Annotated in this window: 19 protein-coding genes; 16 read left to right on the top strand and 3 right to left on the bottom strand. The window is 71.9% G+C overall.

Annotation, left to right across the window (positions count from 1 at the left end):
* The first annotated feature begins 46 nt into the window (after positions 1-46).
* The 7 genes from BIV23_RS32475 to BIV23_RS32505 all read left to right on the top strand — a co-directional run bounded on the left by BIV23_RS32475 (position 47) and on the right by BIV23_RS32505 (position 5,341).
* On the top strand, positions 47-682 hold the full coding sequence (locus BIV23_RS32475; RefSeq protein ID WP_071384566.1) for an MBL fold metallo-hydrolase: 636 nt from the start codon (positions 47-49) through the stop codon (positions 680-682).
* Positions 683-718: 36 nt separating this feature from the next.
* On the top strand, positions 719-1,498 hold the full coding sequence (locus BIV23_RS32480) for an exodeoxyribonuclease III (RefSeq protein WP_071384567.1): 780 nt from the start codon (positions 719-721) through the stop codon (positions 1,496-1,498).
* Between the two features lie 15 nt (positions 1,499-1,513).
* Entirely contained in the window at positions 1,514-1,933 is a 420-nt protein-coding gene (locus BIV23_RS32485) for a DUF6278 family protein (RefSeq protein ID WP_071384568.1), read from the top strand.
* Between the two features lie 183 nt (positions 1,934-2,116).
* On the top strand, positions 2,117-2,860 hold the full coding sequence (locus BIV23_RS32490) for an amino acid ABC transporter ATP-binding protein (protein WP_071384569.1): 744 nt from the start codon (positions 2,117-2,119) through the stop codon (positions 2,858-2,860).
* A 17-nt stretch (positions 2,861-2,877) separates the two neighbouring features.
* The gene (locus tag BIV23_RS32495; protein ID WP_079173546.1) at positions 2,878-3,825 is read left to right on the top strand and encodes a glutamate ABC transporter substrate-binding protein; all 948 of its coding nucleotides are present in this window, start codon (positions 2,878-2,880) and stop codon (positions 3,823-3,825) included.
* The gene (locus BIV23_RS32500; RefSeq protein ID WP_071384570.1) at positions 3,822-4,466 is read left to right on the top strand and encodes an amino acid ABC transporter permease; all 645 of its coding nucleotides are present in this window, start codon (positions 3,822-3,824) and stop codon (positions 4,464-4,466) included. Before BIV23_RS32495 ends, BIV23_RS32500 begins: the two co-directional genes overlap by 4 nt.
* The gene (locus BIV23_RS32505; protein WP_071384571.1) at positions 4,463-5,341 is read left to right on the top strand and encodes an amino acid ABC transporter permease; all 879 of its coding nucleotides are present in this window, start codon (positions 4,463-4,465) and stop codon (positions 5,339-5,341) included. The genes BIV23_RS32500 and BIV23_RS32505 overlap by 4 nt, the downstream gene beginning before the upstream one ends.
* A gap of 49 nt (positions 5,342-5,390) precedes the next feature.
* Here the strand turns inward: BIV23_RS32505 and BIV23_RS32510 are convergent, their stop codons facing one another.
* Both BIV23_RS32510 and BIV23_RS32515 read right to left on the bottom strand, forming a co-directional pair.
* Positions 5,391-6,977 carry a CocE/NonD family hydrolase gene (locus BIV23_RS32510; protein ID WP_071384572.1) on the bottom strand — a complete coding sequence of 529 codons (1,587 nt, stop codon included), beginning with the start codon at positions 6,975-6,977 and terminating at the stop codon, positions 5,391-5,393.
* Positions 6,978-7,085: 108 nt separating this feature from the next.
* A complete protein-coding gene (locus BIV23_RS32515; protein WP_071384573.1) occupies positions 7,086-7,829 on the bottom strand; it encodes a hypothetical protein in 744 nt (247 codons plus the stop codon).
* 140 nt (positions 7,830-7,969) lie between these two features.
* Here BIV23_RS32515 and ggt point away from each other — a divergent pair, with 140 nt between their 5' ends.
* Entirely contained in the window at positions 7,970-9,766 is a 1,797-nt protein-coding gene (gene ggt, locus BIV23_RS32520; RefSeq protein ID WP_071384574.1) for a gamma-glutamyltransferase, read from the top strand.
* A 26-nt stretch (positions 9,767-9,792) separates the two neighbouring features.
* Here ggt and BIV23_RS32525 read toward each other — a convergent pair whose 3' ends face one another.
* The gene (locus tag BIV23_RS32525; protein ID WP_071384575.1) at positions 9,793-12,330 is read right to left on the bottom strand and encodes an ATP-dependent Clp protease ATP-binding subunit; all 2,538 of its coding nucleotides are present in this window, start codon (positions 12,328-12,330) and stop codon (positions 9,793-9,795) included.
* Positions 12,331-12,677: 347 nt separating this feature from the next.
* Between BIV23_RS32525 and BIV23_RS32530 the strand changes: the two genes are divergently transcribed.
* The 8 genes from BIV23_RS32530 to BIV23_RS32565 all read left to right on the top strand — a co-directional run bounded on the left by BIV23_RS32530 (position 12,678) and on the right by BIV23_RS32565 (position 22,156).
* Positions 12,678-12,929: a helix-turn-helix domain-containing protein gene (locus BIV23_RS32530; RefSeq protein ID WP_071384576.1), complete on the top strand. Its 252-nt coding sequence runs from the start codon at positions 12,678-12,680 to the stop codon at positions 12,927-12,929.
* Positions 12,930-13,045: 116 nt separating this feature from the next.
* Positions 13,046-14,710, top strand: a complete 1,665-nt coding sequence (locus BIV23_RS32535) for a hypothetical protein (RefSeq protein WP_071384577.1) — start codon at positions 13,046-13,048, stop codon at positions 14,708-14,710.
* A 206-nt stretch (positions 14,711-14,916) separates the two neighbouring features.
* The gene (locus BIV23_RS32540; RefSeq protein WP_071384578.1) at positions 14,917-15,759 is read left to right on the top strand and encodes a nitrilase-related carbon-nitrogen hydrolase; all 843 of its coding nucleotides are present in this window, start codon (positions 14,917-14,919) and stop codon (positions 15,757-15,759) included.
* Positions 15,756-17,039 (top strand): aspartate aminotransferase family protein, encoded by a 1,284-nt coding sequence (locus BIV23_RS32545; RefSeq protein ID WP_071384579.1) that lies wholly within the window; start codon positions 15,756-15,758, stop codon positions 17,037-17,039. Before BIV23_RS32540 ends, BIV23_RS32545 begins: the two co-directional genes overlap by 4 nt.
* A 51-nt stretch (positions 17,040-17,090) precedes the next feature.
* The gene (locus BIV23_RS32550) at positions 17,091-18,656 is read left to right on the top strand and encodes a PucR family transcriptional regulator (RefSeq protein WP_071384580.1); all 1,566 of its coding nucleotides are present in this window, start codon (positions 17,091-17,093) and stop codon (positions 18,654-18,656) included.
* Positions 18,657-18,811: 155 nt separating this feature from the next.
* The gene (locus BIV23_RS32555) at positions 18,812-19,654 is read left to right on the top strand and encodes a nitrilase-related carbon-nitrogen hydrolase (protein WP_071384581.1); all 843 of its coding nucleotides are present in this window, start codon (positions 18,812-18,814) and stop codon (positions 19,652-19,654) included.
* A gap of 28 nt (positions 19,655-19,682) precedes the next feature.
* Entirely contained in the window at positions 19,683-21,125 is a 1,443-nt protein-coding gene (gene hydA, locus BIV23_RS32560; RefSeq protein WP_071384582.1) for a dihydropyrimidinase, read from the top strand.
* An 11-nt stretch (positions 21,126-21,136) separates the two neighbouring features.
* Positions 21,137-22,156, top strand: coding sequence for a TIGR03842 family LLM class F420-dependent oxidoreductase (locus BIV23_RS32565; RefSeq protein WP_071384583.1), 1,020 nt, complete (start codon positions 21,137-21,139; stop codon positions 22,154-22,156).
* Positions 22,157-22,218: the final 62 nt, after the last annotated feature.

Consider the following 22,218-nt stretch of genomic DNA (forward strand, 5'->3'; position numbering starts at 1 on the left):
GGCGCCGAGCGACCGCCGGGCCGCCGCAGGCGGCAGGATGGCGGGCATGAAGCTCACGAAGAAGTCCCACGCCTGCGTCCGCCTGGAGAAGGACGGGCGGACGCTCGTCATCGACCCCGGCGGCTTCAGCGAGGCGGACGCGGCCGTCGGCGCGGACGCCGTCCTGGTCACCCACGAGCACCCGGACCACTTCGACGAGGGCCGGCTGCGCGCCGCCCTGGAGGCGAACCCGGCCGCCGAGATCTGGACGCTGAAGTCCGTGGCGGAGCAGATCGCGGCGGCCTTCCCGGGCCGGGTGCACACCGTCGGCCACGGCGACACGTTCACCGCGGCCGGCTTCGACGTGCAGGTCCACGGCGAACTGCACGCCGTGATCCACCCGGACATCCCGCGCATCACCAACGTGGGCTATCTGATCGACGACGGCACGGTCTTCCACCCCGGCGACGCGCTCACCGTCCCCGACCGGGCGGTGCAGACGCTGATGCTGCCCGTGATGGCGCCCTGGAACAAGATCTCCGAGGTCATCGACTACGTCCGCGAGGTGCGCCCGCAGCGCGCCTACGACGTCCACGACGCCCTGCTCACCGACCTCGCCCGGCCGATCTACGACCGCCAGATCGGCACCCTGGGCGGCACCGACCACCTGCGGCTGACCCCGGGAGCCTCGGCGGAGCTCTGAGGTCCGTTGTCAGAGCCTGCGGGTAGGTTGTGAGACATGCGCATCGCAACCTGGAACGTGAACTCGATCACAGCCCGCCTCCCGAGGCTGCTGGCCTGGCTGGAGAGCAGCGGCACCGACGTGCTCTGCCTCCAGGAGGCCAAGGTCGCCGAGGAGCAGTTCCCGTCCGACCAGCTGCGCGAGCTGGGCTACGAGGCGGCGGTGCACGCCACCGGCCGGTGGAACGGCGTGGCGGTGCTCTCCCGCGTCGGCATCGAGGACGTGGTCAAGGGCCTGCCCGGCGACCCCGGCTACGACGGCGTGAGCGAGCCCCGCGCCCTCTCGGCGACCTGCGGCCCGGTCCGCGTCTGGTCGGTGTACGTGCCGAACGGCCGCGAGGTGGACCACCCGCACTACGCGTACAAGCTCCAGTGGTTCGAGGCCCTGAAGGCCGCCGTCGCCGGTGACGCGGGCGGCAGCCGCCCGTTCGCCGTCCTGGGCGACTACAACGTGGCGCCGACGGACGACGACGTCTACGACACGGCCGCCTTCGAGGGCCTCACCCACGTCACCCCCGCCGAGCGCGCCGCCCTCGCCGCGCTGCGCGAGACGGGCCTGGACGACGTCGTGCCCCGCCCGCTGAAGTACGACCACCCGTACACCTACTGGGACTACCGCCAGCTCTGCTTCCCGAAGAACCGCGGCATGCGCATCGACCTCGTGTACGGCAACAAACCCTTCGCCGAGGCGGTCAAGGACGCGTACGTCGACCGTGAGGAGCGCAAGGGCAAGGGCGCGTCCGATCACGCGCCGGTGGTGGTCGACCTCGACGTGTGATGCCAGGCTGGGTCCATGAACCTTCCGTTCCTGGGCCACCGGCACAAGAAGAACGGCGACGCGGTTCTTCCGGCCGACCCCGAGTCGGTCGCCGCGCTGCTGTCCGAGTGCGAGCTGCTGCGCGCACAGGCGGATCAGGCGGGTGTCCGCCTCGATGACACCCCGGCCTCCCTGGAGGCCCTGGACCAGGTCGTCCCGCGCTGGCGCGACGACGCCGAGACCCTGCCCGGGCTCGGCCATGACGCGGGGCTCTATCTGGGCACGGTCGTGGTGCGCACCGTGCCCGGCGCCCGCTGGCGGATCCGCCCCGGCGGGGAGCCCGTCGTCCTCCTGTCCTCCGGCCGGGAGATCGAGGTGGCGGACGCCGGGCTGGAGTGGGCGGCGAGCGGTGCCCCCGAGCTGTCCCGGCTGTACGCCGAGATCGCCGAGAGCTGACCCGGTCACTGCCACCGGTCGCGACCGCCAGCCCGCGCCCCAGCCTGTGCTGCCATGCCCACCTTCACCCCATTTGCGGTAAATACGGCTAATGCCCGAAAAGTGCGTGTCGTCCCTCAACTCCGCTGCCGTCTGGATAGGTTGCGGCAACCACGACACAGCTGAGAGTGGGTAGGGCTGCGTATGGCCGTCGATCCGTTGATCGAACTGCTGGGCGTCAACAAGTACTACGGGGGACTGCATGTCCTGCGGGACATCGACCTCACCGTCGGCAAGGGAGAGGTGGTCGTGGTCGTCGGCCCGTCCGGGTCGGGGAAGTCGACGCTGTGCAGGACGATCAACCGGCTGGAGACCGTCGAGTCCGGCACCATCACCCTCGACGGCGAGCCGCTGCCCCAGGAGGGAAAGGCGCTCGCCCGGCTGCGCGCCGAGGTCGGCATGGTCTTCCAGTCCTTCAACCTCTTCGCCCACAGGACGGTCCTCCAGAACGTCTCCCTCGCCCAGGTCAAGGTCCGCCGGCGCACGAAGGACGACGCCGACCGGCGCTCCCGTGAACTCCTCGACCGGGTCGGCCTGCTCGCGCAGGCCGACAAGTACCCGGCGCAGCTCTCCGGCGGCCAGCAGCAGCGCGTGGCCATCGCCCGCGCCCTCGCCATGGACCCCAAGGCGATGCTCTTCGACGAGCCCACCTCCGCCCTCGACCCGGAGATGATCAACGAGGTGCTGGAGGTCATGCGGCAGCTCGCCCGCGACGGCATGACCATGGTCGTCGTCACCCACGAGATGGGCTTCGCCCGCGCCTCCGCCCACCGGGTCGTCTTCATGGCCGACGGCCGCATCGTCGAGGACCGCACCCCGGAGGAGTTCTTCACCGCCCCGCGCAGCGAGCGCGCCAAGGACTTCCTCTCCAAGATCCTCAAGCACTGACCGGGGGAGCGCGCACCATGATCCGTACCGCCCGTGCGCCCCGCGCCCCGGGCGCCGTCCTGGGCGCTGTCCTCGGCGCGCTCGTGCTGCTCGCCGCCGCCTGCGGCAAGGAGGGCAGCCCGCCCGGCAAGGGCCCGGCGGCCGGCAAGCTCCCGCACTACCAGGTCGACCGGAACTTCCGTCTGCCCGCCTCCGGCACCTGGACCCGGGCGAAGCGGCGCGGCTATTTCGTCGTCGGCGCCAAGGAGGACCAGCCCTACCTCGGCGAGAAGGACCCGGCGACCGGCACCTACTCCGGCTTCGACATCGAGATCGCCAGGATGATGTCCGCCTCCCTCGGCCTCGCGCCGCAGTCGGTGCACTTCAAGACCATCGCCTCCGCCAACCGCGAGACCGCCCTGCAGAACGGCCAGATCGACTACTACGTCGGCACCTACACCATCAACGCCAACCGCAAGAAGCTCGTCGGCTTCGCCGGGCCCTACTTCATGGCCGGCCAGTCCCTGCTGGTCCGCAGGGACGAGAACGACATCCACGGCCCCGGGGACCTCGGCGGCAGACGCGTCTGCTCGGCCGCCGGCTCCACGCCGTACCAGCGCATCCGCGCCGACTACCCGAAGGCCGTCCTGGTCGGCTACGACACCTACTCGGTCTGCGTCGACAACCTGCTCACCTATCAGGTCGACGCGGTCACCACCGACGACGCCATCCTCCTCGGCTACACGGCCAAGGCCCCCGGCGAACTCAAGCTCGCCGGCCGGCCGTTCTCGAGGGAGCCGTACGGCATCGGCGTCCCGCGCAGTGACAACGCCCTGCGCTTCGCCCTGAACGACGCCCTGGAGGCCCGCCAGAGGAACGGTGACTGGAAGAAGGCGTACGAGGCCACGCTCGGCCTGTCCGGCGTGCCCGCCCCCCACCCGCCCCCGATCGACCGCTACCCGGCGCCCGACGGGAGGACGGCGTGAACGTACTGACCGACAACTTCTCCCTCTACGCCCGGGGTTTCCTCGGCACCGTCGAACTCACCGTCTACGCCGGGCTGCTGGCGCTGGCGCTGGGCTTCCTGATGGCGTCGTTCCGGGTCGCCCCCGTCGCCTCCCTGCGCGCCTTCGGCACCGTGTGGGTCACCGTGCTGCGCAACACCCCGCTCACCCTGCTGTTCTTCGCGGTGGTGCTCGGCCTGCCCCGGTTCGGACTCGTGCTGCCCTTCCGGGTGTTCGCCGTCCTCGCCCTCGGCTGCTACACCTCGGCGTTCATCTGCGAGGCCCTGCGCGCCGGCATCAACACCGTGCCCAGGGGCCAGGGCGAGGCGGCCCGCAGCCTCGGCATGACCTTCGGCCAGACCCTCAACCTGGTCGTGCTGCCCCAGGCGTTCCGCTCGGTGATCCCGCCGGTCGGCTCCACCCTCATCGCCCTCGCGAAGAACTCCGCGATCGCGGGCGCCTTCAGCGTCACCGAACTGCTCGGCACCTACAAGACCCTCAACGAGCTGGGCTACGACATCGTCTGGACCTTCGTCTGGATCGCCCTCGGCTACCTGATCATCACGCTCGCCCTCAGCGCGCTGTTCCACGCGCTGGAGCGCACCTGGGGAGTCGCCCGATGACCGGCACCACCGCCCTGTACGACATCCCGGGCCCGCGCACCAGGCAGCGGCACCGCCTCTACGGCGTGCTGGCCACCGCCGTCCTGCTCGGCCTGATCGCCTGGATCCTGTATCTGCTGTTCGACACCGGCCAGTTCACGTACACCAAATGGATGCCCTTCGTGTACAAGGGCATCCAGGAACTGCTGCTGCGCGGCCTCGGCAACACCCTGAAGGCCTTCGCGATCGCGGCCGCGCTCTCCCTCGTGCTCGGCGGGGTGCTCGCCGTCGGGCGGCTGTCGGACCACCGGCCGGTGCGCCGGGCGGCCGCGGTCCTCGTGGAGTTCTTCCGCGCCATGCCCGTCCTGGTGATGATCTTCTTCATCTTCGTGGCGCTCAAGGCACAACCGCTGACCGCGCTCGTCGCCGGACTCACCCTCTACAACGGCTCGGTGCTCGCCGAGGTCTTACGCTCGGGCGTGAACGCGGTCGAACGCGGCCAGCGGGAGGCCGCGTTCGCGCTCGGCATGCGCAAGACACAGGTCATGGCGCACGTCCTCGTCCCCCAGGCGGTACGCGCCATGCTGCCCGCCGTCATCAGCCAGTTGGTGGTCGCCCTGAAGGACACCTCGCTCGGCTACCTCATCACCTACGAGGAGTTCCTCCATGCCGGGAAACTGATCGCCTCCAACCTCGACTACGATTTGCCGTTCATCCCCGTGGTGATGGTGATCTCGCCGATCTACATCGGGATGTGCATGCTGCTCTCGTGGTGCGCCGTCCGGGTGTCCCGCCGTGAGCAGCGCAGCCCCAGGACCGGGGCGGTGGCGGTCGCCACACCCGGTCCCGGGGCGCTGCTGCCGGGCGGGGAGCCCCCCACGGTCCCGAAACCCTAGGAGGGGCGGCAGTTCACACGGGCCAGGCTCGTCCGGCGGCAGCCGGAGATCACTGCTCGCGCACGGGGACGGACACGTACGACGGGTCGTCCGAGGGCGAGGAGAAGGTCAGCTGCGCGCCGGACGGGTTGTGCTCGATGTACAGCGGGTCGACCGTGTCGACCACCAGCGCGAGGCGGTGCCCGGCGGGTACGTCGTACGCCGTGGAGAACAGATCCAGGTCGACGTCGAACGCCTCGCCGGGCGTTCGCCCGTGCCAGGTGTACGGCGCGTGCGTGACCAGCTTGCCGACGCCGAGCGGTCCCACGTCGTACAGATAGGCGACGAGGGTGCCGCTCTCCGCCGTCGGGGTCAGCGTCGTGTGCAGGCTCGCCGTGCCCCGCACCTGCTGCCCGGTGCCGTACCGCGGCGACTGCCACACGGCCGCCCAGCGGCGCGGCAGCAGCGGGATCGAGGCCATCGGCGGCAGCTGGGCGACCTGGTCCAGGATGCTGGAGAGGAAGACGATCCCGCCGTCGGCGCCCGAGTCGACGTTCGCGTGGATGGTGGTGGAGCCCTCGAGCGCGAGCTTCTTCCGGGTCGCGCCGACCGACTTCCAGTCCGGGTAGCCCTCGTATCCCCCCGCGCTACGGGACTTCAGCCGGACCGGTTCCTCGCGGTTGATGCCGTTGTCGCTGCCCTTGAGGTAGTGGTCGAGCCAGCGCTCGGTGTCCGTCCAGACGTCGTTGGGCAGCCCGAACAGACCGGTCAGCTCGGCGGTCGCGTGGTCGCCGGGGCGCAGCTCCAGCCGCTTGGGCACCTTGAGCTTCTCGTAGAAGTCGGCGTACTCGTTGGGGTTGAAGATGGTGTCGCCCCAGGCGTTGGCGAGCATCACGGCGGCGCCGTTGCGGTTCAGCTGGTCGAGATAGGTCGCGGGGGAACGCTTCTTCGCCCACGCGATCATCTCCTGCTCCTTCGACAGGTTCGAGGAGTACAGGTTCCGGAACATCGCGCGCAGTTCCGGGCTCTCGCGGCCGGTGAGCCGCCCCAGGCCGTCCAGCACGCCGAGGGCCTGGAGGTGCTGGGTGCGGCCCGAGTAGATCGAGTCGACCAGGTCCGCCCAGCCGCTCAGCGCAGCCACCGCCTTGATCCGCTTGTCGTGGGCGGCGGCGAGCAGACTGATCCCGGCGCCGTACGACACCCCCGCCATGCCGATGTGCCCCGGGTCGGCCGGGGTGTGGGCCAGGGCCCAGTCGATGACCTTGGAGGCGTCCGCCATGTCCGGCGGACCGGCCACTTCTATCTGCCCGCCGGACTGCCAGAACCCGCGCACGTTGTAGCTGAGGACCACATAGCCGGCGTCGGCGAGTTTCTCGGCCTGCGCCAGATACTCCACCTGGGGCAGGGACCAGCTCGTGGGCAGCACGACGAGCGGGTAGCGGTGCGTGGCGCTCGCGTCGGCGGGCGCGACGACGTTCGCCTTCAGCACGGTGCCGCCGTCGCCGGTGATGTCCACGAAGCGCACGGACGGGGCGGCGGCCGGCACGGCCTCGGCGGCCGGGGCCAGGCCGACGACGCCTGTCGAGACCAGCGCCGCCGATACGGCCGTGGCGGCTGTGGCGCGCAGCGCGGTGCGGCCATGTCCTACGGATCCCACGGGTCACTCCCTCACTCGTGTCAGTGCAAAGTGACCCGACGGTAACCGTGCCCCTTTACCGTAAGTAACCCGTCGGTAAGTTACGTGCGGGTAAAGATTGTTGAAGTGCTAAGCGGCCGTGTCGGCGGAGGCCGTCGCGGGGGCCGGGGTGCGCGCTGCCCGGGTCACGTCCGCCACCAGCTCCACCACGTCCGGGCCGTACGCCTGCGAGTTGAGCACCTTGAGCAGCAGTACGAACGAGCCGGTTCCGTACTTTCGGCGCAGCCGCTCGTGGTGGCGGGCGAGATAGCGGGTCGCGGCCTGGTTGGTGATCGCGCTCTGGCCGCAGAAGAGGAACACCGGCCGGGCCTGGCCGCTCGTGGCGACCCGGGCGAGCAGCACGTGCTCGGCGGTGCCCCGCGCCATCGGGTAGTGCTTGCCGCCGATCCGGAAGGCGCCCCGCTCCGGCCCCGGCTCCGGATCGGTGTTGACCGCGAGGCCCGGCAGCATCGCCGTCATGTGGGCGGCCGTGCGCCGGTTGGAGGCCGGCCCGCCGACACAGAACTCGGTGCGCTCGCCGAACCCCTGCTGGACCGTGTCCTGCGTGACCACCTGGGCGTTGGCTCCGCACTCCTTGATGAGCGCGGACAGTTCCAGCAGCGCGAACACGTCGAAGCGGTGCACCGCCGGTTCGGCGGCGGCCGGGTCGCGGTTGACGACGAGCAGCGACTCCGCGTTCTCCGGCAGCCCGAAGAACGCCTGCTTGCGCCGGAGTCTGCGGCGCCACAGATACGTACGGGCGAGCCAGCCCAGCGAGGCGGAGATGCCCGTGGCCACCAGGCCGAGGACGATGTTGCGCACGTCGTCGTTCATGGGCGCGCATGTTAGCGGTCCCGGGCAACGGCTACGTACCGGTGTTCGATCCGTGACGGTCGTGCGGCGGGGCCGAGGCGTACTGTCGGTTCTGTGTCGGTCTCGTTACGCTGCGTGTACTGTCCTGATGGGAGGCACGGATGGGTCGTTCTGGCACGAAACTTGCGGTTCTGGCGGTCTCGGCCGCTCTGGTGTCGGTGGGGGCGGCCGCGCCGCCCGCCGCGAGAAGCGGCACCCCGACCCGGGCTCCGGTGGCCGTCGGTTACGGCGGCGCCGTCGCGAGTGCCGACGCGGACGCCACCGCGGCCGGCATCGAGGTCCTGCGGCGCGGCGGCAACGCGGTCGACGCGGCCGTCGCCACCGCGGCCGCGCTCGGCGTCACCGAGCCCTACTACTCCGGCATCGGCGGAGGCGGCTACTTCGTCTACTACGACGCCGGCACCCGTACCGTGCACACCATCGACGGCCGGGAGACGGCGCCGCTGAGCGCGGACTCCGACCTGTTCGTGGAGCACGGCAAGCCGCTCTCCTTCGGCGACGCCGTCAGCAGCGGGCTGAGCGTCGGCACCCCGGGCACGCCCGCCACCTGGCAGACGGCGCTGGACGAATGGGGCACCAGGGGGCTCGCCACGGTACTGAAGCCCGCCGAGCGGATCGCCCGCAACGGCTTCACCGTGAGCGACAACTTCCGCTCGAAGACCGCGTCCAACGAGACCCGGTTCCGCTACTTCCCCGACACCGCGAAGCTCTTCCTGCCGGGCGGCCGGCTCCCCGTCGTGGGCTCCACTTTCAAGAACCCCGAACTCGCCCGCACCTACGAGGAGTTGGGCAGCAAGGGTATCGGCGCGATCTACCGCGGGGACATCGGCGACGACATCGTCAAGACGGTGGAACACCCGCCCGTGGACCCCGCCTCCGGCTGGAACGCCCGCCCCGGCAAGCTGGCGGAGAAGGACCTCGCCGTCTACCGGACCAAGCTCCAGGCCCCGACGAGGACGTCCTACCGCGGCCTGAACGTGTACTCCATCGCGCCCTCCGCCGCCGGCGGCACCACGGTCGGGGAGGCGCTCAACATCCTGGAGAACAGCGACCTTTCGAAGATGAGCGAGGTGCAGTATCTGCACCACTTCATCGAGGCCAGCCGCATCGCCTTCGCCGACCGGGGGCGCTGGGTCGGCGATCCCGCGTTCGAGAACGTGCCGACCAGGCAACTGCTGTCGCAGAGGTTCGCCGACTCGCGCGCCTGCCTGATCAAGGACAACGCCGTCCTGACCAGTCCGCTCGCCCCCGGCGACCCGCGCCACCCGAAGGCCTGCGACAAGGGCGGCACGGCGGCCCCGACGACGTACGAGGGCCAGAACACCACCCATCTGACCGTGGCCGACAAGTGGGGCGACATCGTCTCCTACACGCTCACCATCGAGCAGATCGGCGGCAGCGCCATGACGGTGCCCGGCCGGGGCTTCCTGCTCAACAACGAGCTGACCGACTTCTCCTTCACCCCGGCCGACCCGGCCGTGCACGACCCGAACCTGCCGGGTCCGGGCAAGCGGCCCCGCTCGTCGATCGCGGCGACGATCGTGCTGGACAAGCACAACGTGCCGGTGGTGGCGCTCGGTTCGCCCGGCGGAGCCACCATCATCACCACCGTGCTCCAGACCCTGACCGAGTTCCTCGACCGGCACCTCCCGCTGGTCGACGCCATCGCCGCCCCGCGCGCCAGCCAGCGCAACAGGGCCCAGACCGAACTCGAACCCGCCCTCTACAACAGTGACGTGAAGAAACAGCTGGAGGCCATCGGTCACTCCTTCTCCCTCAACCCCGAGATCGGCGCGGCCACCGGTGTCCAGCCCCTGCCCGGCGGCAAGTGGCTGGCCGCCGCCGAGAAGGTACGCCGCGGCGGCGGCTCGGCGATGGTGGTGGACCCGGCGCCCTGAGCGGACGCCCGGGCCTTCAGGGGCCGTTACGGTTCCGGTGCCGGAGGCTGGGAGCGGGCGGAGCGGAAGTCCAGGTGGCCGTCCGTCACGTCCACCGTCACCCGGCTGCCCTCGGAGATCGTGCCGTTCAGCAGGAGGCGGGACAGCTGGTTGTCCACCTCCCGCTGGATGGTGCGGCGCAGCGGGCGGGCGCCGTACTCGGGCTGGTAGCCGCGCTCGGCGAGCCAGTCGACCGCCGGGTCCGTGAAGTGGACCGCGACGCCCTGGCCCTCCAGCAGCCGCCGGGTCCCGTCCAGCAACAGCTCGGTGATCTCCCGCAGTTGGGCGCCGGTGAGCTGCCGGAAGACCACGATCTCGTCGATGCGGTTGAGGAACTCCGGCCGGAAGTGCTCGCGCAGCGGCCGCAGGATCTGCTCGCGCCGCGCCTCCTCGTCCGCGTCCGCGCCGCCCGGCCCGAACCCGATGCCCGCGCCGCGCCGGGTGATCACGTCGGAGCCGAGGTTGCTGGTCATCACGATGACCGTGTTGGTGAAGTCCACCGTGCGGCCCTGGGAGTCGGTCAGCCGGCCGTCGTCCAGGACCTGCAGCAGGATGTTGAAGACGTCCGGGTGCGCCTTCTCCACCTCGTCGAGCAGGAGCAGCGAGTACGGGTACCGGCGCACGACCTCGGTGAGCTGCCCGGCCTCCTCGTGGCCGACGTACCCGGGCGGGGCGCCGACCAGCCGGGAGACGGTGTGCCGCTCCTGGTACTCGCTCATGTCCAGGCGGACCATCCGGTCCTCGCTGCCGAACAGCGCCTCGGCGAGGGCCCGGGCCAGCTCGGTCTTGCCGACGCCGGTCGGGCCGAGGAACAGGAAGCTGCCGATGGGCCGGTTCGGGCTCGCGAGCCCCGCGCGGGAGCGCAGCACGGCCTCCGAGACCACGGCGACGGCCTCCTCCTGGCCGACGACCCGCTGGTGCAGATGCCGCTCCAGGTCGAGCAGCCGTTCCTTCTCCTCCTGGGTGAGCCGGGCGACCGGGACCCCGGTCTGCCGGGAGACGACCTCGGCGACGGCCTCCGCCGTCACCTCCAGATCCAGCCCCTCGTCGGCCTTGTCACTGCCGCTGACCTGCTCGATCCGCTGCTTCAGCTCGCCGATCCGGTCCCGCAGCTGCTTGGCCGCGTCGTAGTCCTCGGCCGCGACCGCCTGGTCCTTGTCCAGGACCAGCTGCTCCACCTCGCGCTCCATCGCGCGCACGTCCGTGCCCTTGGTCCGGGCGCCGAGCCGCACCCGGGCGCCCGCCTGGTCGATCAGGTCGATCGCCTTGTCCGGCAGCCGCCGGTCGGTGAGATAGCGGTCCGAGAGCTGGACGGCGGCGACCAGCGCCTCGTCGGTGTAGCGGACCTGGTGGTGGGCCTCGTACCGGTCGCGCAGCCCGCGCAGGATCTCGATGGTGTCCGCGACCGTCGGCTCGGGCACCAGGATCGGCTGGAACCGGCGCGCCAGCGCCGCGTCCTTCTCGATCCGGCGGAACTCCTCCAGCGTGGTCGCGCCGACGATGTGCAGCTCGCCCCGGGCGAGCGCCGGCTTCAGGATGTTCCCGGCGTCCATCGCGCCGCCCTCGCCGCCGGAGCCCGCGCCGACGACGGTGTGCAGCTCGTCGATGAACACGACCAGCCGGTCGGAGTGCGCGCGGATCTCCTCGACGATGGTGTTGAGCCGCTCCTCGAAGTCGCCCCGGTAGCGGGTGCCGGCGACGACCCCGGTGAGGTCCAGCGCGACGACCCTGCGCCCGGCCAGCCCGTCCGGTACGTCCCCGTCGCCGATGCGCTGCGCGAGCCCTTCCACGACGGCCGTCTTGCCGACCCCGGCGTCCCCGATCAGGACCGGGTTGTTCTTGCCGCGTCGCGACAGCACCTCGATGGTCTGCTCGATCTCGGTGTCCCGGCCGATCACCGGGTCGATCCGGCCCTGCCGGGCCAGTTCGGTCAGATCACGGCCGTACTTGTCCAGCGTGGGCGTGCCGGTGGGCCGTTGCCGCTCCGGGCGGGGCTGCGTGCTCTCCGGCGCCTCGGGCGGCAGCCCGCCCGCCGAGAACCGGGCCTCGTGCAGGATGTGCCCGGCGGCCGAGTCCGGGTTCGCGGCCAGCGCGCTGAGCACGTGCTCCGGGCCGATGTACCCGGCGCCGCTCGACCGCGCCAGGTCGTGCGCGTCCAGCAGGGCGCGCTTGACGGCCGGGGTGAGCGAGAGCGAGGTGGGCGGCGGTGCCTCGCCGGGCGGGTGCTGGACCGGGCCCGCCCGGTCGTCGATCTCCGTGGCGAGCGAGTCCGGGTCCGCGCCGGCCCGGCTCAGCAGGCTCCGGGTGGGCTCGGCCGACACCGCCGCGCGCAGCAGATGCTGGGTGTCCAGGTCCCGGCTGCCGTGCTCGGCGGCGTACTGGGCGGCTCCTCTGACCAGCTCCCGGGCCGGCTGGCTGAGCAGGCGGCCGATGTCGATGTGGCGGGGTCCGGGGGCCGCCCCGGTGCCGCCGAAGAAGCGGGCCAGGAAGTCGCCGAAGGGGTCGGGAGGGTAGCCGTTGGTCATGGCGTTCCGTTCCTCGCTGGCTGTTCATGCCCACGATGACACGATCCGTTGGGGCGGGCATGTTCGCCTGTGGGGGAGCGGGGCGCCGCGCGGCGGGCGGCCGCGGGTGCGTCGCGGTCGGTACGCGCGGTTCCCGCGTCACCCGTACCGTCGCCTCCTCACGGGCACGCCTGGCCGACGGCGTGCCGATGCCGCCGACGCGGTCGCCCGGGGCGGCCGCCGCGATGTCCGCCGCCAGGCCCGCTCGGCGGTGTCGATGAGGCGGGTCCGCCGTGAGCTCCATCTGATCAATTACTATACCGGTATTTGAATAGGGTGCATCGGGTGGCCGGTATTAGAATGGCCGCATGGTGCGCACCCCCCTGACCCCCGAAGAGCGTGAACGCGGCGAGCGGCTCGGACAGTTGCTGCGCGAGGCGCGCGGCGGCCGGAGCATGACCGAGATCGCGGCGGCGGCGGGCGTCTCGGCCGAGACGCTCCGCAAGATCGAGACGGGCCGGGCGCCGACGCCGGCCTTCTTCACCGTGGCCGCGCTGGCCCCGGTCCTCGGGCTGTCGATGGACGAACTGGTCACCCGCTGCGCACTCGTCGCCGCGTGATCCTCTGCCCGGGGTGAGAGGCCCGCGCACTGCCGGAAAACGCCGCGTAGCAGAGCCGTAACACGACGGGTGTTGCCTGGTGGCCGTAGTGTCGGCGGTCGGGCGGGAGCTGGGCGATGGCGGTGGGGCGACTCCCCGGTCCGGTGTGGGAGTTCGCGGGCTGTCTGGACGGCCTGCTGGCCCGCCTGGACCAGGGCGAGGGCTGGAGCGGCGTCTTCTGGCAGCGCGACCCCGAGGGTATGCGGGCCTGCCTGGAGGGGCGCGAGGTGCCGCCGTGGGACGTCGTGGAGGCGCTGCTGGACGACCTCGCGGCGGTGTACGGCACGGCCGCGGCGGACGCCGAACGGGCCCGGGCCCGGAGCCTGTACCGGGCGGCTCTCGCCTCGTGCGACGCCCGCCCCGGGGCACGCGCGGCCCTGGCCGACCGGCTCGACGTCATGCTCCGCGAACAGCGCTACGCGGCCGAACGCCAGGCCGAACTGACCCGTCTGCTCACCACGGGCGCCCCGGGCGCCGACCTCGACTCCCTCCGCCTCGACCTCGCCTGGGCCCATGACGACCACGCCCGGGCCTCCGCGAGGTGCGAGGAACTCCGGGGCCGTCTGGCGGAGTTGGACCGGCGGGCGACGGTCCACCGCGCGGGGTCCGTGCGGGAACGGCCGGCTCCGGGAGGGGGCCCGCCGGCTGACCGGCCCGGCCGGGCGGAGGCGCCGGTGGCCGACGGCGTCCGGGCCGAGGTGCCCGTGCGTGGCGGCGGCGGTTCGGTGGAGGTGTCGTCGGGCGGCGGTGCCGGTTCGGCGGAGGTACCGGTGGATGACGGCGGCCGGGCCGAGGTGCGGGTGGGTGGTCGTGCCGGGTGGGCCGAGGTGCCGGGCGGTGCCGGTGCGGTGGAGGCGCCGGTGGCCGCCGCCCCGTTCGCCCCCGCCTCCCCGACCGTCGTGGTCCCGGAACCGGACCCCGTGCCCCCGCCACCGGCCGCCCGGCACGCCCCGCACTCCGCCGCGGGGCCACCGCCCGATTCGGGGTCACTCCCCGTGCCGGGCGCCACTCCCCGGAAACGCCGGCGGGGCAGTGCCCGGTTCGCCGGGATGGCCGAGGACGAGGCCGCGCCCGTCGTCGTACCGCAGGCGCCCGTAGCGGCGGCCCGGGCGCCGCAGGCGGCCGAGTCCGCCCGGCCGCGCGGGGCCCGGTTCGCCGGGGCGGCGGAGCGGCCCGCAGAGGCGGAGACGGCGCGCGTCGAGCACGTCGATACCGGGGCGGACGCGGCGGTCGCCGAAGCCGTCGGGCGGCTGGCGCGGCTGCGGGCCGCCGGGCGCAGCGGCGAGGCGCACGCGCTGCTGGCCGACGTCGCGCAGTGGCCCCCGGCCCGCTTCCCCCTGCTCGCCGATGCCCTGCACCGGGCCGGGCTCGGGGCCGACTGGGCGACGCTGCTGTGGGAGGCCGCCTCGCTGCCCGCGCAGCGGCTGGCCGGCGTCGCCGACGCGCTCGCCGCCGCGGGGCGGGACGGCGACGGGCGGCAGTTGCTGCGGCAGGGCGTGGCCCGCCCCGCCGAGCAGGTCGGGTCCGCCGTGCTGCGGCTGGCGGACGACGGGCGGCGGCGTGAGGCGCGGGCCCTGCTGGACGCCTGTGTGCGCGGGCGGACGGCGCAGGAGGCCGCCCGGACCGTCGCCCCCGAGCCGGGGCGGCTCGTGCCGCTGCTGCTCGACGCCGCCCGTGGCGTCTCCGAGGAGCGGCACTGGGACCTCGTGCACGCCCTGCGTGTCGCCGGGTACGGCGTGTGAGAGGAGTCGGGGAGACCTCGTCCCGGTCTGCTCCGTTTCACCCCGTCGCGCGGATCGCCCGCTCGCCCATCGGCGTGTGAAACGTGATCGACTCCGCCTGTTGACGACGATGGTCTTGGCAAGGGCCTCCAGGAGGCTTACTTTCGTCCCTCTACGGCTTGATCTACGGGTGTAGAGGCTCTGGCGTCCCGTCGAAGGAGCAGCTCATGGCCAACCTCGTACGCGCTGCACTGGTCCAGGCCACCTGGACCGGCGACACCGAGTCCATGGTGGCGAAACACGAGGCGCACGCCCGTGCGGCGGCCCGGCAGGGTGCCCAGGTCATCGGGTTCCAGGAAGTCTTCAACGCGCCCTACTTCTGCCAGGTCCAGGAGCCCGAGCACTACCGCTGGGCCGAGCCGGTGCCCGACGGGCCGACCGTGCGGCGGATGCGGGAGCTGGCGCGGGAGACCGGCATGGTGACCGTCGTGCCGGTCTTCGAGGTCGAGCAGTCCGGCTTCTACTACAACACCGCCGCCGTGATCGACGCCGACGGCACCTACCTCGGCAAGTACCGCAAGCACCACATCCCGCAGGTCAAGGGCTTCTGGGAGAAGTACTACTTCAAACCCGGCAACCTCGGGTGGCCCGTCTTCGACACCGCCGTCGGCAAGGTCGGCGTGTACATCTGCTACGACCGGCACTTCCCGGAGGGGTGGCGGCAACTCGGGCTCAACGGCGCCCAGTTGGTCTACAACCCCTCCGCCACCCACCGGGGCCTGTCCGCTTACCTGTGGCAGCTGGAGCAGCCCGCCGCGGCCGTCGCCAACGAGTACTTCGTCGCCGCCATCAACCGGGTGGGCCGGGAGGAGTACGGGGACAACGACTTCTACGGGACCAGTTACTTCGTTGATCCGCGTGGGCAGTTCGTGGGGGAGCCGGCGAGCGACACGTCCGAGGAACTGCTCGTCCGCGACCTCGACTTCGGCCTGATCGACGACGTGCGGCAGCAGTGGGCCTTCTACCGCGACCGCCGCCCCGACGCCTACGAAGGACTGATCCAGCCGTGAACGACCTCTACTCGCGCCACCGCCAGGTCCTGCCCGACTGGCTGGCCCTCTACTACGACGAGCCGATCGAGATCACCCACGGCGAGGGGCGCCACGTCTGGGACTCCGCCGGCAACAAGTACCTGGACTTCTTCGGCGGCATCCTGACCACGATGACCGCCCACGCCCTGCCCGAGGTCACCAAGGCCGTCGCCGAGCAGGCCGGGCGGATCATCCACTCGTCCACGCTGTACCTGAACCGGCCGATGGTCGAACTCGCCGAGCGCGTCGCCCAGCTGAGCGGCATCCCCGACGCCCGGGTCTTCTTCACCACCTCCGGCACCGAGGCCAACGACACCGCCCTGTTGCTCGCCACCGCGTACCGGCGCAGCAACACGGTCCTCGCGATGCGCAACAGCTACCACGGCCGCTCTTTCAGCACCGTCGGCATCACCGGCAACCGCAGTTGGTCCCCGACCTCGCTGTCCCCGCTGCAGACCCTCTACGTGCACGGCGGGGTGCGCACCCGGGGGCCGTTCGCCGAGCTGGACGACCGCGCGTTCATCGCCGCGTGCGTCGCCGACCTCGAGGACATCCTGGGGCACACCCGCCCGCCCGCCGCGCTGATCGCCGAGCCCATCCAGGGCGTCGGCGGCTTCACCTCGCCGCCCGACGGCCTCTACGCCGCCTTCCGCGAGGTCCTGAAGGAGCACGGCATCCTGTGGATCGCCGACGAGGTGCAGACCGGCTGGGGCCGTACCGGCGAGCACTTCTGGGGCTGGCAGGCACACGGTCGAAGCGGTCCGCCGGACATCGTCACCTTCGCCAAGGGCATCGGCAACGGCATGTCCATCGGCGGCGTGATCGCCCGCGCCGAGATCATGAACTGCCTGGACGCCAACAGCATTTCGACGTTCGGCGGCACCCAGGTCACCATGGCGGCCGGGCTCGCCAACCTCGCCTACCTCCTCGAACACGACCTCCAGGGCAACGCCCGCCGGGTCGGCGGCCTGCTCATCGAGCGGCTGCGGACGATCGCCGCCCAGCTGCCGGGGGTCCGGGAGGTGCGCGGGCGCGGGCTGATGATCGGCGTCGAGCTGGTCAGGCCGGGCACGGACGAGGCGGACCCGCGGTCGGCCTCCGCCGTCCTGGAGACGGCCCGTGAGGGCGGGCTGCTCATCGGCAAGGGCGGCGGCCACGACACCAGCGCCCTGCGCATCGCCCCGCCGCTGTCGCTGACCGTCGCGGAGGCCGAGGAGGGCGCCGCGATCCTGGAACGGGCCCTGCGGAGCGCGTACTAGGGAACGCCCGGGGGGAATCGGCGCACGGACGAGAGAGACAGGTGCACGGCCATGACCACCGCCTCGCAGACCCCGTACGGCTGGGAGCCCGTGCTCTCCGTGCGCCAGGTGCTCTCCCTGGAACGGGTGCTCGCCGGGGAACCCGAGGTGGTGGCCGGAGCCGGGCAGCTGGACCGGCCGGTGCGCTGGGTGCATGTGGCCGAGGCCGCCGACGTCGGGGTCATGCTCAGCGGCGGCGAGATGGTCCTCACCACCGGCGTGCTGCTCGCCGGTGACGAGGCCAAGCAGGCCGAGTACGTCCAGTCGTTGCACCGGGCCGAGGCGGCCGCAGTCGTCCTCGGCCTGGGCCGCGCCTTTCCCGCGCCCCCGGAGGCCATGCGGCGCGCGGCGGACCGCTGCGGGCTGCCCATGGTGGTCCTGCACCGCCCCTTCCCCTTCGCCGAGCTGACGGAGGAGGTCCAGTCCCGGCTGGTACGGCGGAAGTTCGCCGCCGTCAGCCTCTCGGAGTCGGTCCGCACCGCCCTCACCGGCCTCATCACTGCCGGTGCCCCCCTGCAGCGGCTGCTCGACGAGATCGCCGTGCACAGCGGCTGCCCGGTCGTCGTCACCAACCTCGCCCACCGCGTCCTCGCCACGGCGGGGGAGCGGCCGGCCGTGGACGACGTGCTGCGCGACTGGGAGCGCATCGCCCGGCAGGCCGGCGCCGCCCACGGCGACGGCTGGATCAGCGCCGAACTGGGCGGTCGCGGGGAGCGCTGGGGCCGGCTGCTGCTGTGCGGCCACCGGGGCGGCGCCGCCACCGGGCGGCTGCTCGCCGACCGGGCCGCCGAGGCGCTGGTCCTGCACCGCATGCTCGGCGGCTCCAGCGCGGCGAGCTGGGAGGAGCAGTCCGCGCAGGGGCTGCTGACCGACCTCGTCTCCGGTGTCGTACCGGCCCGGACCCTGCTGCCCCGGGCCCGCGCGGCCGGGCTCCCGGTCAACCGGCGCACCTTCGTGCCCCTCGTCGTCCTCGGCCCGGGCCCCGAGGAACTCGACCGCGTGCTCAGGCTGTTGGGGCTGTCCGGACTCGTCGCCGAACTCGCCGACGGGGCCGCCGCCGTGCTGCTGAGCCTCGCCCGGGACCAGGACGCCATGGCGCTCACCGGCCACTTCGCGGCCCGGCTGCGCGCCGGGTCCGGGGCCGTGGTCGCCGCCGCCGATGCCCGTACCGCGTGGGACGAGGTGCCCGCCGGGCTGCGCGAGGCCCGGCATGTCGCCGACGCCGTCGCCGACTCCTCGCACGCCCTCGGCCTGCCCGACGTGGTCCGGCTCGGGGACGTCCATCTGCGCGGCCTGGTCCGGCTGTTGCGCGACGACCCGCATGTGCAGTCCTTCGCCGAGCGGGAGCTGGACGGGCTGCTGTGCGCGGCCGAGCCGGAGCTGCTGGGCGTCCTGCGGACCTATCTCGCGACCGGCCGCAACAAGTCCCGCACCGCCCAGCTCCACCATGTCTCCCGGCCCGCCCTCTACCGCCGCCTGGAGGCCATACAGACCCGCCTCGGCGTCGACCTGGACGACTTCGAACAGGCGGCCTCCGTCCACATCGCGCTGCTCGCGCACGATGCGCAACAGCGCTGAAACACACGACGACCTGGGAAAACGGCGGTGAAACATGCGGCAGGCAACACGTGACACGGTGGCACGCCGCGCGCCCGCAGACGTGACACGCTGCCCGTCGAAGGCTCCCCGCGCGCTTTCTAGGCTCACCGCACACCGAGCCGACGGAGGTCCCGATGAGCCGAGTGATCCGTGCCGCCCTGTTCCAGACCGCGTGGACCGGCGACAAGGAATCCATGATCCAGGTGCACGAGCAGGCGGCCCGCGACGCCGCCGCCCAGGGCGCCCAAGTCCTCTGCTTCCAGGAGCTGTTCTACGGCCCCTACTTCTGCCAGGTGCAGGACAAGGCCTTCTACGAGTACGCCGAGCGGATCCCCGAGGGCCCGACCGTCCAGCGCTTCCAGCGCCTGGCGCGCGAGCTGGGCATCGTCCTCGTCCTGCCGATGTACGAGGAGGAGCAGCCGGGAGTCCTCTACAACACCGCCGCGGTGATCGACGCGGACGGCTCCTACCTCGGCAAGTACCGCAAGACCCACATCCCGCAGGTCCGGGGATTCTGGGAGAAGTTCTACTTCCGCCCGGGCAACAGCGGCTGGCCCGTCTTCGACACGGCCGTCGGCAGGATCGGCGTGTACATCTGCTACGACCGTCACTTCCCCGAGGGCTGGCGGGCGCTCGGTCTCGCCGGCGCCGAGATCGTCTTCAACCCCTCGGCCACCTCCCGCGGCCTGTCCCGCTACCTGTGGCAGCTGGAGCAGCCGGCGGCGGCCGTCGCCAACGAGTACTTCGTCGGCGCGATCAACCGGGTCGGCGTGGAGGACCTCGGCGACAACGACTTCTACGGCACGACGTACTTCGTGGACCCCGAGGCCCAGTTCGTCGGCGAGGTCGCGAGCGACAAGGCGACCGAACTCGTCGTCCGCGACCTGGACCTGGCCAAACTCCGCGAGGTCCGCGACCGCTGGCAGTTCTACCGGGACCGCGCGCCGGGGGCGTACGAGCCGCTGACCGCGCCCTGACCGTAACCGAGTTGACCGAGGGAGCAGCATGACCGGCCGTACAGTCATCCGCGGAGGGCTTGTCATCACCGCCTCCGACGAGATCCACGCCGACGTCCTGATCGAGGACGGCCGCATCGCCGCCCTCGCCGCCTCCGGAACCCCCGCCGCCGAGGCGTTCACCGCCGAGCGAAGCGAGATGGGGGCACCCCCGCCCGAAGGGTGGGGGAGGGTCGTCGACGCCACCGGGAAGTACGTCGTCCCGGGCGGCGTCGACGCACACACCCACATGGAGCTGCCGTTCGGCGGGACCTTCGCCTCCGACACCTTCGAGACCGGCACCCGAGCCGCCGCCTGGGGCGGGACGACCACGATCGTCGACTTCGCGGTGCAGAGCGTCGGCCACACCCTGCGCGAGGGCCTCGACGCCTGGCACGCCAAAGCCGAGGGCAACTGCGCGATCGACTACGCCTTCCACATGATCGTCGCCGACGTGAACGACGAGACGCTGAAGGAGATGGACCTGCTGGTGGAGGAGGGGGTGACCTCCTTCAAGCAGTTCATGGCGTATCCGGGCGTCTTCTACTCCGACGACGGGCAGATCCTGCGCGCCATGCAGCGCTCCGCCGAGAACGGCGGGCTGATCATGATGCACGCGGAGAACGGCATCGCCATCGACGTCCTGGTCCAGCAGGCCCTGGCCCGCGGCGAGACCGACCCGCGCTACCACGGCGAGGTCCGAAAGGCCCTGCTGGAGGCGGAGGCCACACACCGCGCCATCCGGCTCGCGCAGGTCGCCGGCGCGCCCCTGTACGTCGTGCACGTCTCGGCGCAGGAGGCGGTGGCCGAGCTGGCGCGGGCGCGCGACGAGGGGTTCCCCGTCTTCGGCGAGACCTGCCCGCAGTACCTGTTCCTGTCCACCGACAACCTCGCCGAGCCGGACTTCGCGGGCGCGAAGTACGTGTGCAGCACGCCGCTGCGGCCCAGGGAGCACCAGGCGGCGCTGTGGAGGGGCCTGCGCACCAACGACCTCCAGGTGGTCTCCACCGACCACTGCCCCTTCTGCTTCACCGGCCAGAAGGAGCTGGGCCGCGGCGACTTCTCCAAGATCCCCAACGGTCTGCCGGGCGTGGAGAACCGCATGGACCTGCTGCACCAGGCCGTCGTCGACGGGCACATCTCCCGGCGCCGCTGGATCGAGATCGCCTGCGCCACCCCGGCCCGCATGTTCGGCCTGTACCCGAAGAAGGGCACCATCGCCCCGGGCGCCGACGCCGACGTCGTGGTCTACGACCCGCATGCCGAGCAGACCGTCTCCGCCGCGACGCACCACATGAACGTCGACTACTCCGCCTACGAGGGCAAACGGATCACCGGCCGCGTCGAGACCGTGCTCTCGCGCGGCGTACCCGTCATCACCGAGCGGGAGTACACCGGACGCACCGGTCACGGCGTCTACACCCCGCGCTCCACCTGTCAGTACCTCAACTAGGAGTGGCGCCCATGGACTTCGGACTCGTCCTCCAGACCGACCCGCCGGCCTCCCGCGTCGTCAGCCTGATGAAACGCGCCGAGCGCAACGGCTTCACGTACGGCTGGACCTTCGACTCCTCCGTGCTGTGGCAGGAACCGTTCGTGATCTACAGCCAGATCCTCGCCAACACGCAGAAGCTGAAGATCGGCCCGATGGTCACCAACCCGGGCACCCGCACCTGGGAGGTCACCGCCTCCACCTTCGCCACCCTCAACGACATGTTCGGCAACCGCACCGTGTGCGGCATCGGCCGCGGCGACTCCGCGATGCGCGTCGCGGGCCGCAAGCCCAACACGCTGGCCCGGATCAGCGAGGCGATGAAGGTGATCCGCGCCCTCGGCCGGGGCGAGGAGGCCGACCTGGGCGGCACGAAGATCCGCTTCCCGTGGATCAGGGAGGGCGCCGAACTCCCCGTCTGGATGGCCGCGTACGGCCCCAAGGCGCTGAAGATGACCGGCGAGGAGGCCGACGGCTTCATCCTCCAGCTGTCCGACCTCTACCTCACCGAGTACATGGTCAAGGCCGTGAAAGACGCGGCCGTCGCCGCCGGCCGCGACCCGTCCGAGGTGACGGTCTGCGTCGCCGCCCCGGCGTACGTCACCGAGGACGACTCGCCCGAGGCGCTCGCCCACGCCCGCGAGCAGTGCCGCTGGTTCGGCGGCATGGTCGGCAACCACGTCGCCGACCTCGTCGCCCGCTACGGCGAGCACTCCGGCCGGGTCCCCGAGGAACTCACCGACTACATCAAGGCCCGCGAGGGGTACGACTACTCCCACCACGGGCGCGCCGACAACCCCGACACCGCGTTCGTGCCCGACGAGATCGTGGACCGCTTCTGTGTCATCGGTCCCGTCGAGAAGCACGTCGAGAAGCTGAAGGCGCTGCGCGCGCTGGGCGTCGACCAGTTCGCGGTGTACGACATGCACGATGCCCGGGAAGCCACCATCGACGCCTACGGCTCCCGGGTGATCCCCGCCGTCAACTCCTGACCGCCGCCTCCCCGTTGGTCTCCCCCTCCCCGCCGCCTGGGGGAGGGGGCACAGGGCGCCCG

Source organism: Streptomyces monashensis (genome assembly GCF_001866665.1).
Classification (GTDB): domain Bacteria; phylum Actinomycetota; class Actinomycetes; order Streptomycetales; family Streptomycetaceae; genus Streptomyces; species Streptomyces monashensis.

Excerpts from the sequence above, each read along its gene's own strand:
- BIV23_RS32525 (WP_071384575.1), bottom strand. The coding sequence starts at position 12,330 with ATGACCAACGGCTACCCTCCCGACCCCTTCGGCGACTTCCTGGCCCGC.
- BIV23_RS32530 (WP_071384576.1), top strand. The coding sequence starts at position 12,678 with ATGGTGCGCACCCCCCTGACCCCCGAAGAGCGTGAACGCGGCGAGCGG.
- BIV23_RS32475 (WP_071384566.1), top strand. The coding sequence starts at position 47 with ATGAAGCTCACGAAGAAGTCCCACGCCTGCGTCCGCCTGGAGAAGGAC.
- BIV23_RS32550 (WP_071384580.1), top strand. The coding sequence starts at position 17,091 with ATGACCACCGCCTCGCAGACCCCGTACGGCTGGGAGCCCGTGCTCTCC.
- BIV23_RS32555 (WP_071384581.1), top strand. The coding sequence starts at position 18,812 with ATGAGCCGAGTGATCCGTGCCGCCCTGTTCCAGACCGCGTGGACCGGC.
- ggt (WP_071384574.1), top strand. The coding sequence starts at position 7,970 with ATGGGTCGTTCTGGCACGAAACTTGCGGTTCTGGCGGTCTCGGCCGCT.
- hydA (WP_071384582.1), top strand. The coding sequence starts at position 19,683 with ATGACCGGCCGTACAGTCATCCGCGGAGGGCTTGTCATCACCGCCTCC.
- BIV23_RS32565 (WP_071384583.1), top strand. The coding sequence starts at position 21,137 with ATGGACTTCGGACTCGTCCTCCAGACCGACCCGCCGGCCTCCCGCGTC.
- BIV23_RS32490 (WP_071384569.1), top strand. The coding sequence starts at position 2,117 with ATGGCCGTCGATCCGTTGATCGAACTGCTGGGCGTCAACAAGTACTAC.
- BIV23_RS32515 (WP_071384573.1), bottom strand. The coding sequence starts at position 7,829 with ATGAACGACGACGTGCGCAACATCGTCCTCGGCCTGGTGGCCACGGGC.
- BIV23_RS32495 (WP_079173546.1), top strand. The coding sequence starts at position 2,878 with ATGATCCGTACCGCCCGTGCGCCCCGCGCCCCGGGCGCCGTCCTGGGC.
- BIV23_RS32480 (WP_071384567.1), top strand. The coding sequence starts at position 719 with ATGCGCATCGCAACCTGGAACGTGAACTCGATCACAGCCCGCCTCCCG.
- BIV23_RS32540 (WP_071384578.1), top strand. The coding sequence starts at position 14,917 with ATGGCCAACCTCGTACGCGCTGCACTGGTCCAGGCCACCTGGACCGGC.
- BIV23_RS32505 (WP_071384571.1), top strand. The coding sequence starts at position 4,463 with ATGACCGGCACCACCGCCCTGTACGACATCCCGGGCCCGCGCACCAGG.
- BIV23_RS32535 (WP_071384577.1), top strand. The coding sequence starts at position 13,046 with ATGGCGGTGGGGCGACTCCCCGGTCCGGTGTGGGAGTTCGCGGGCTGT.
- BIV23_RS32485 (WP_071384568.1), top strand. The coding sequence starts at position 1,514 with ATGAACCTTCCGTTCCTGGGCCACCGGCACAAGAAGAACGGCGACGCG.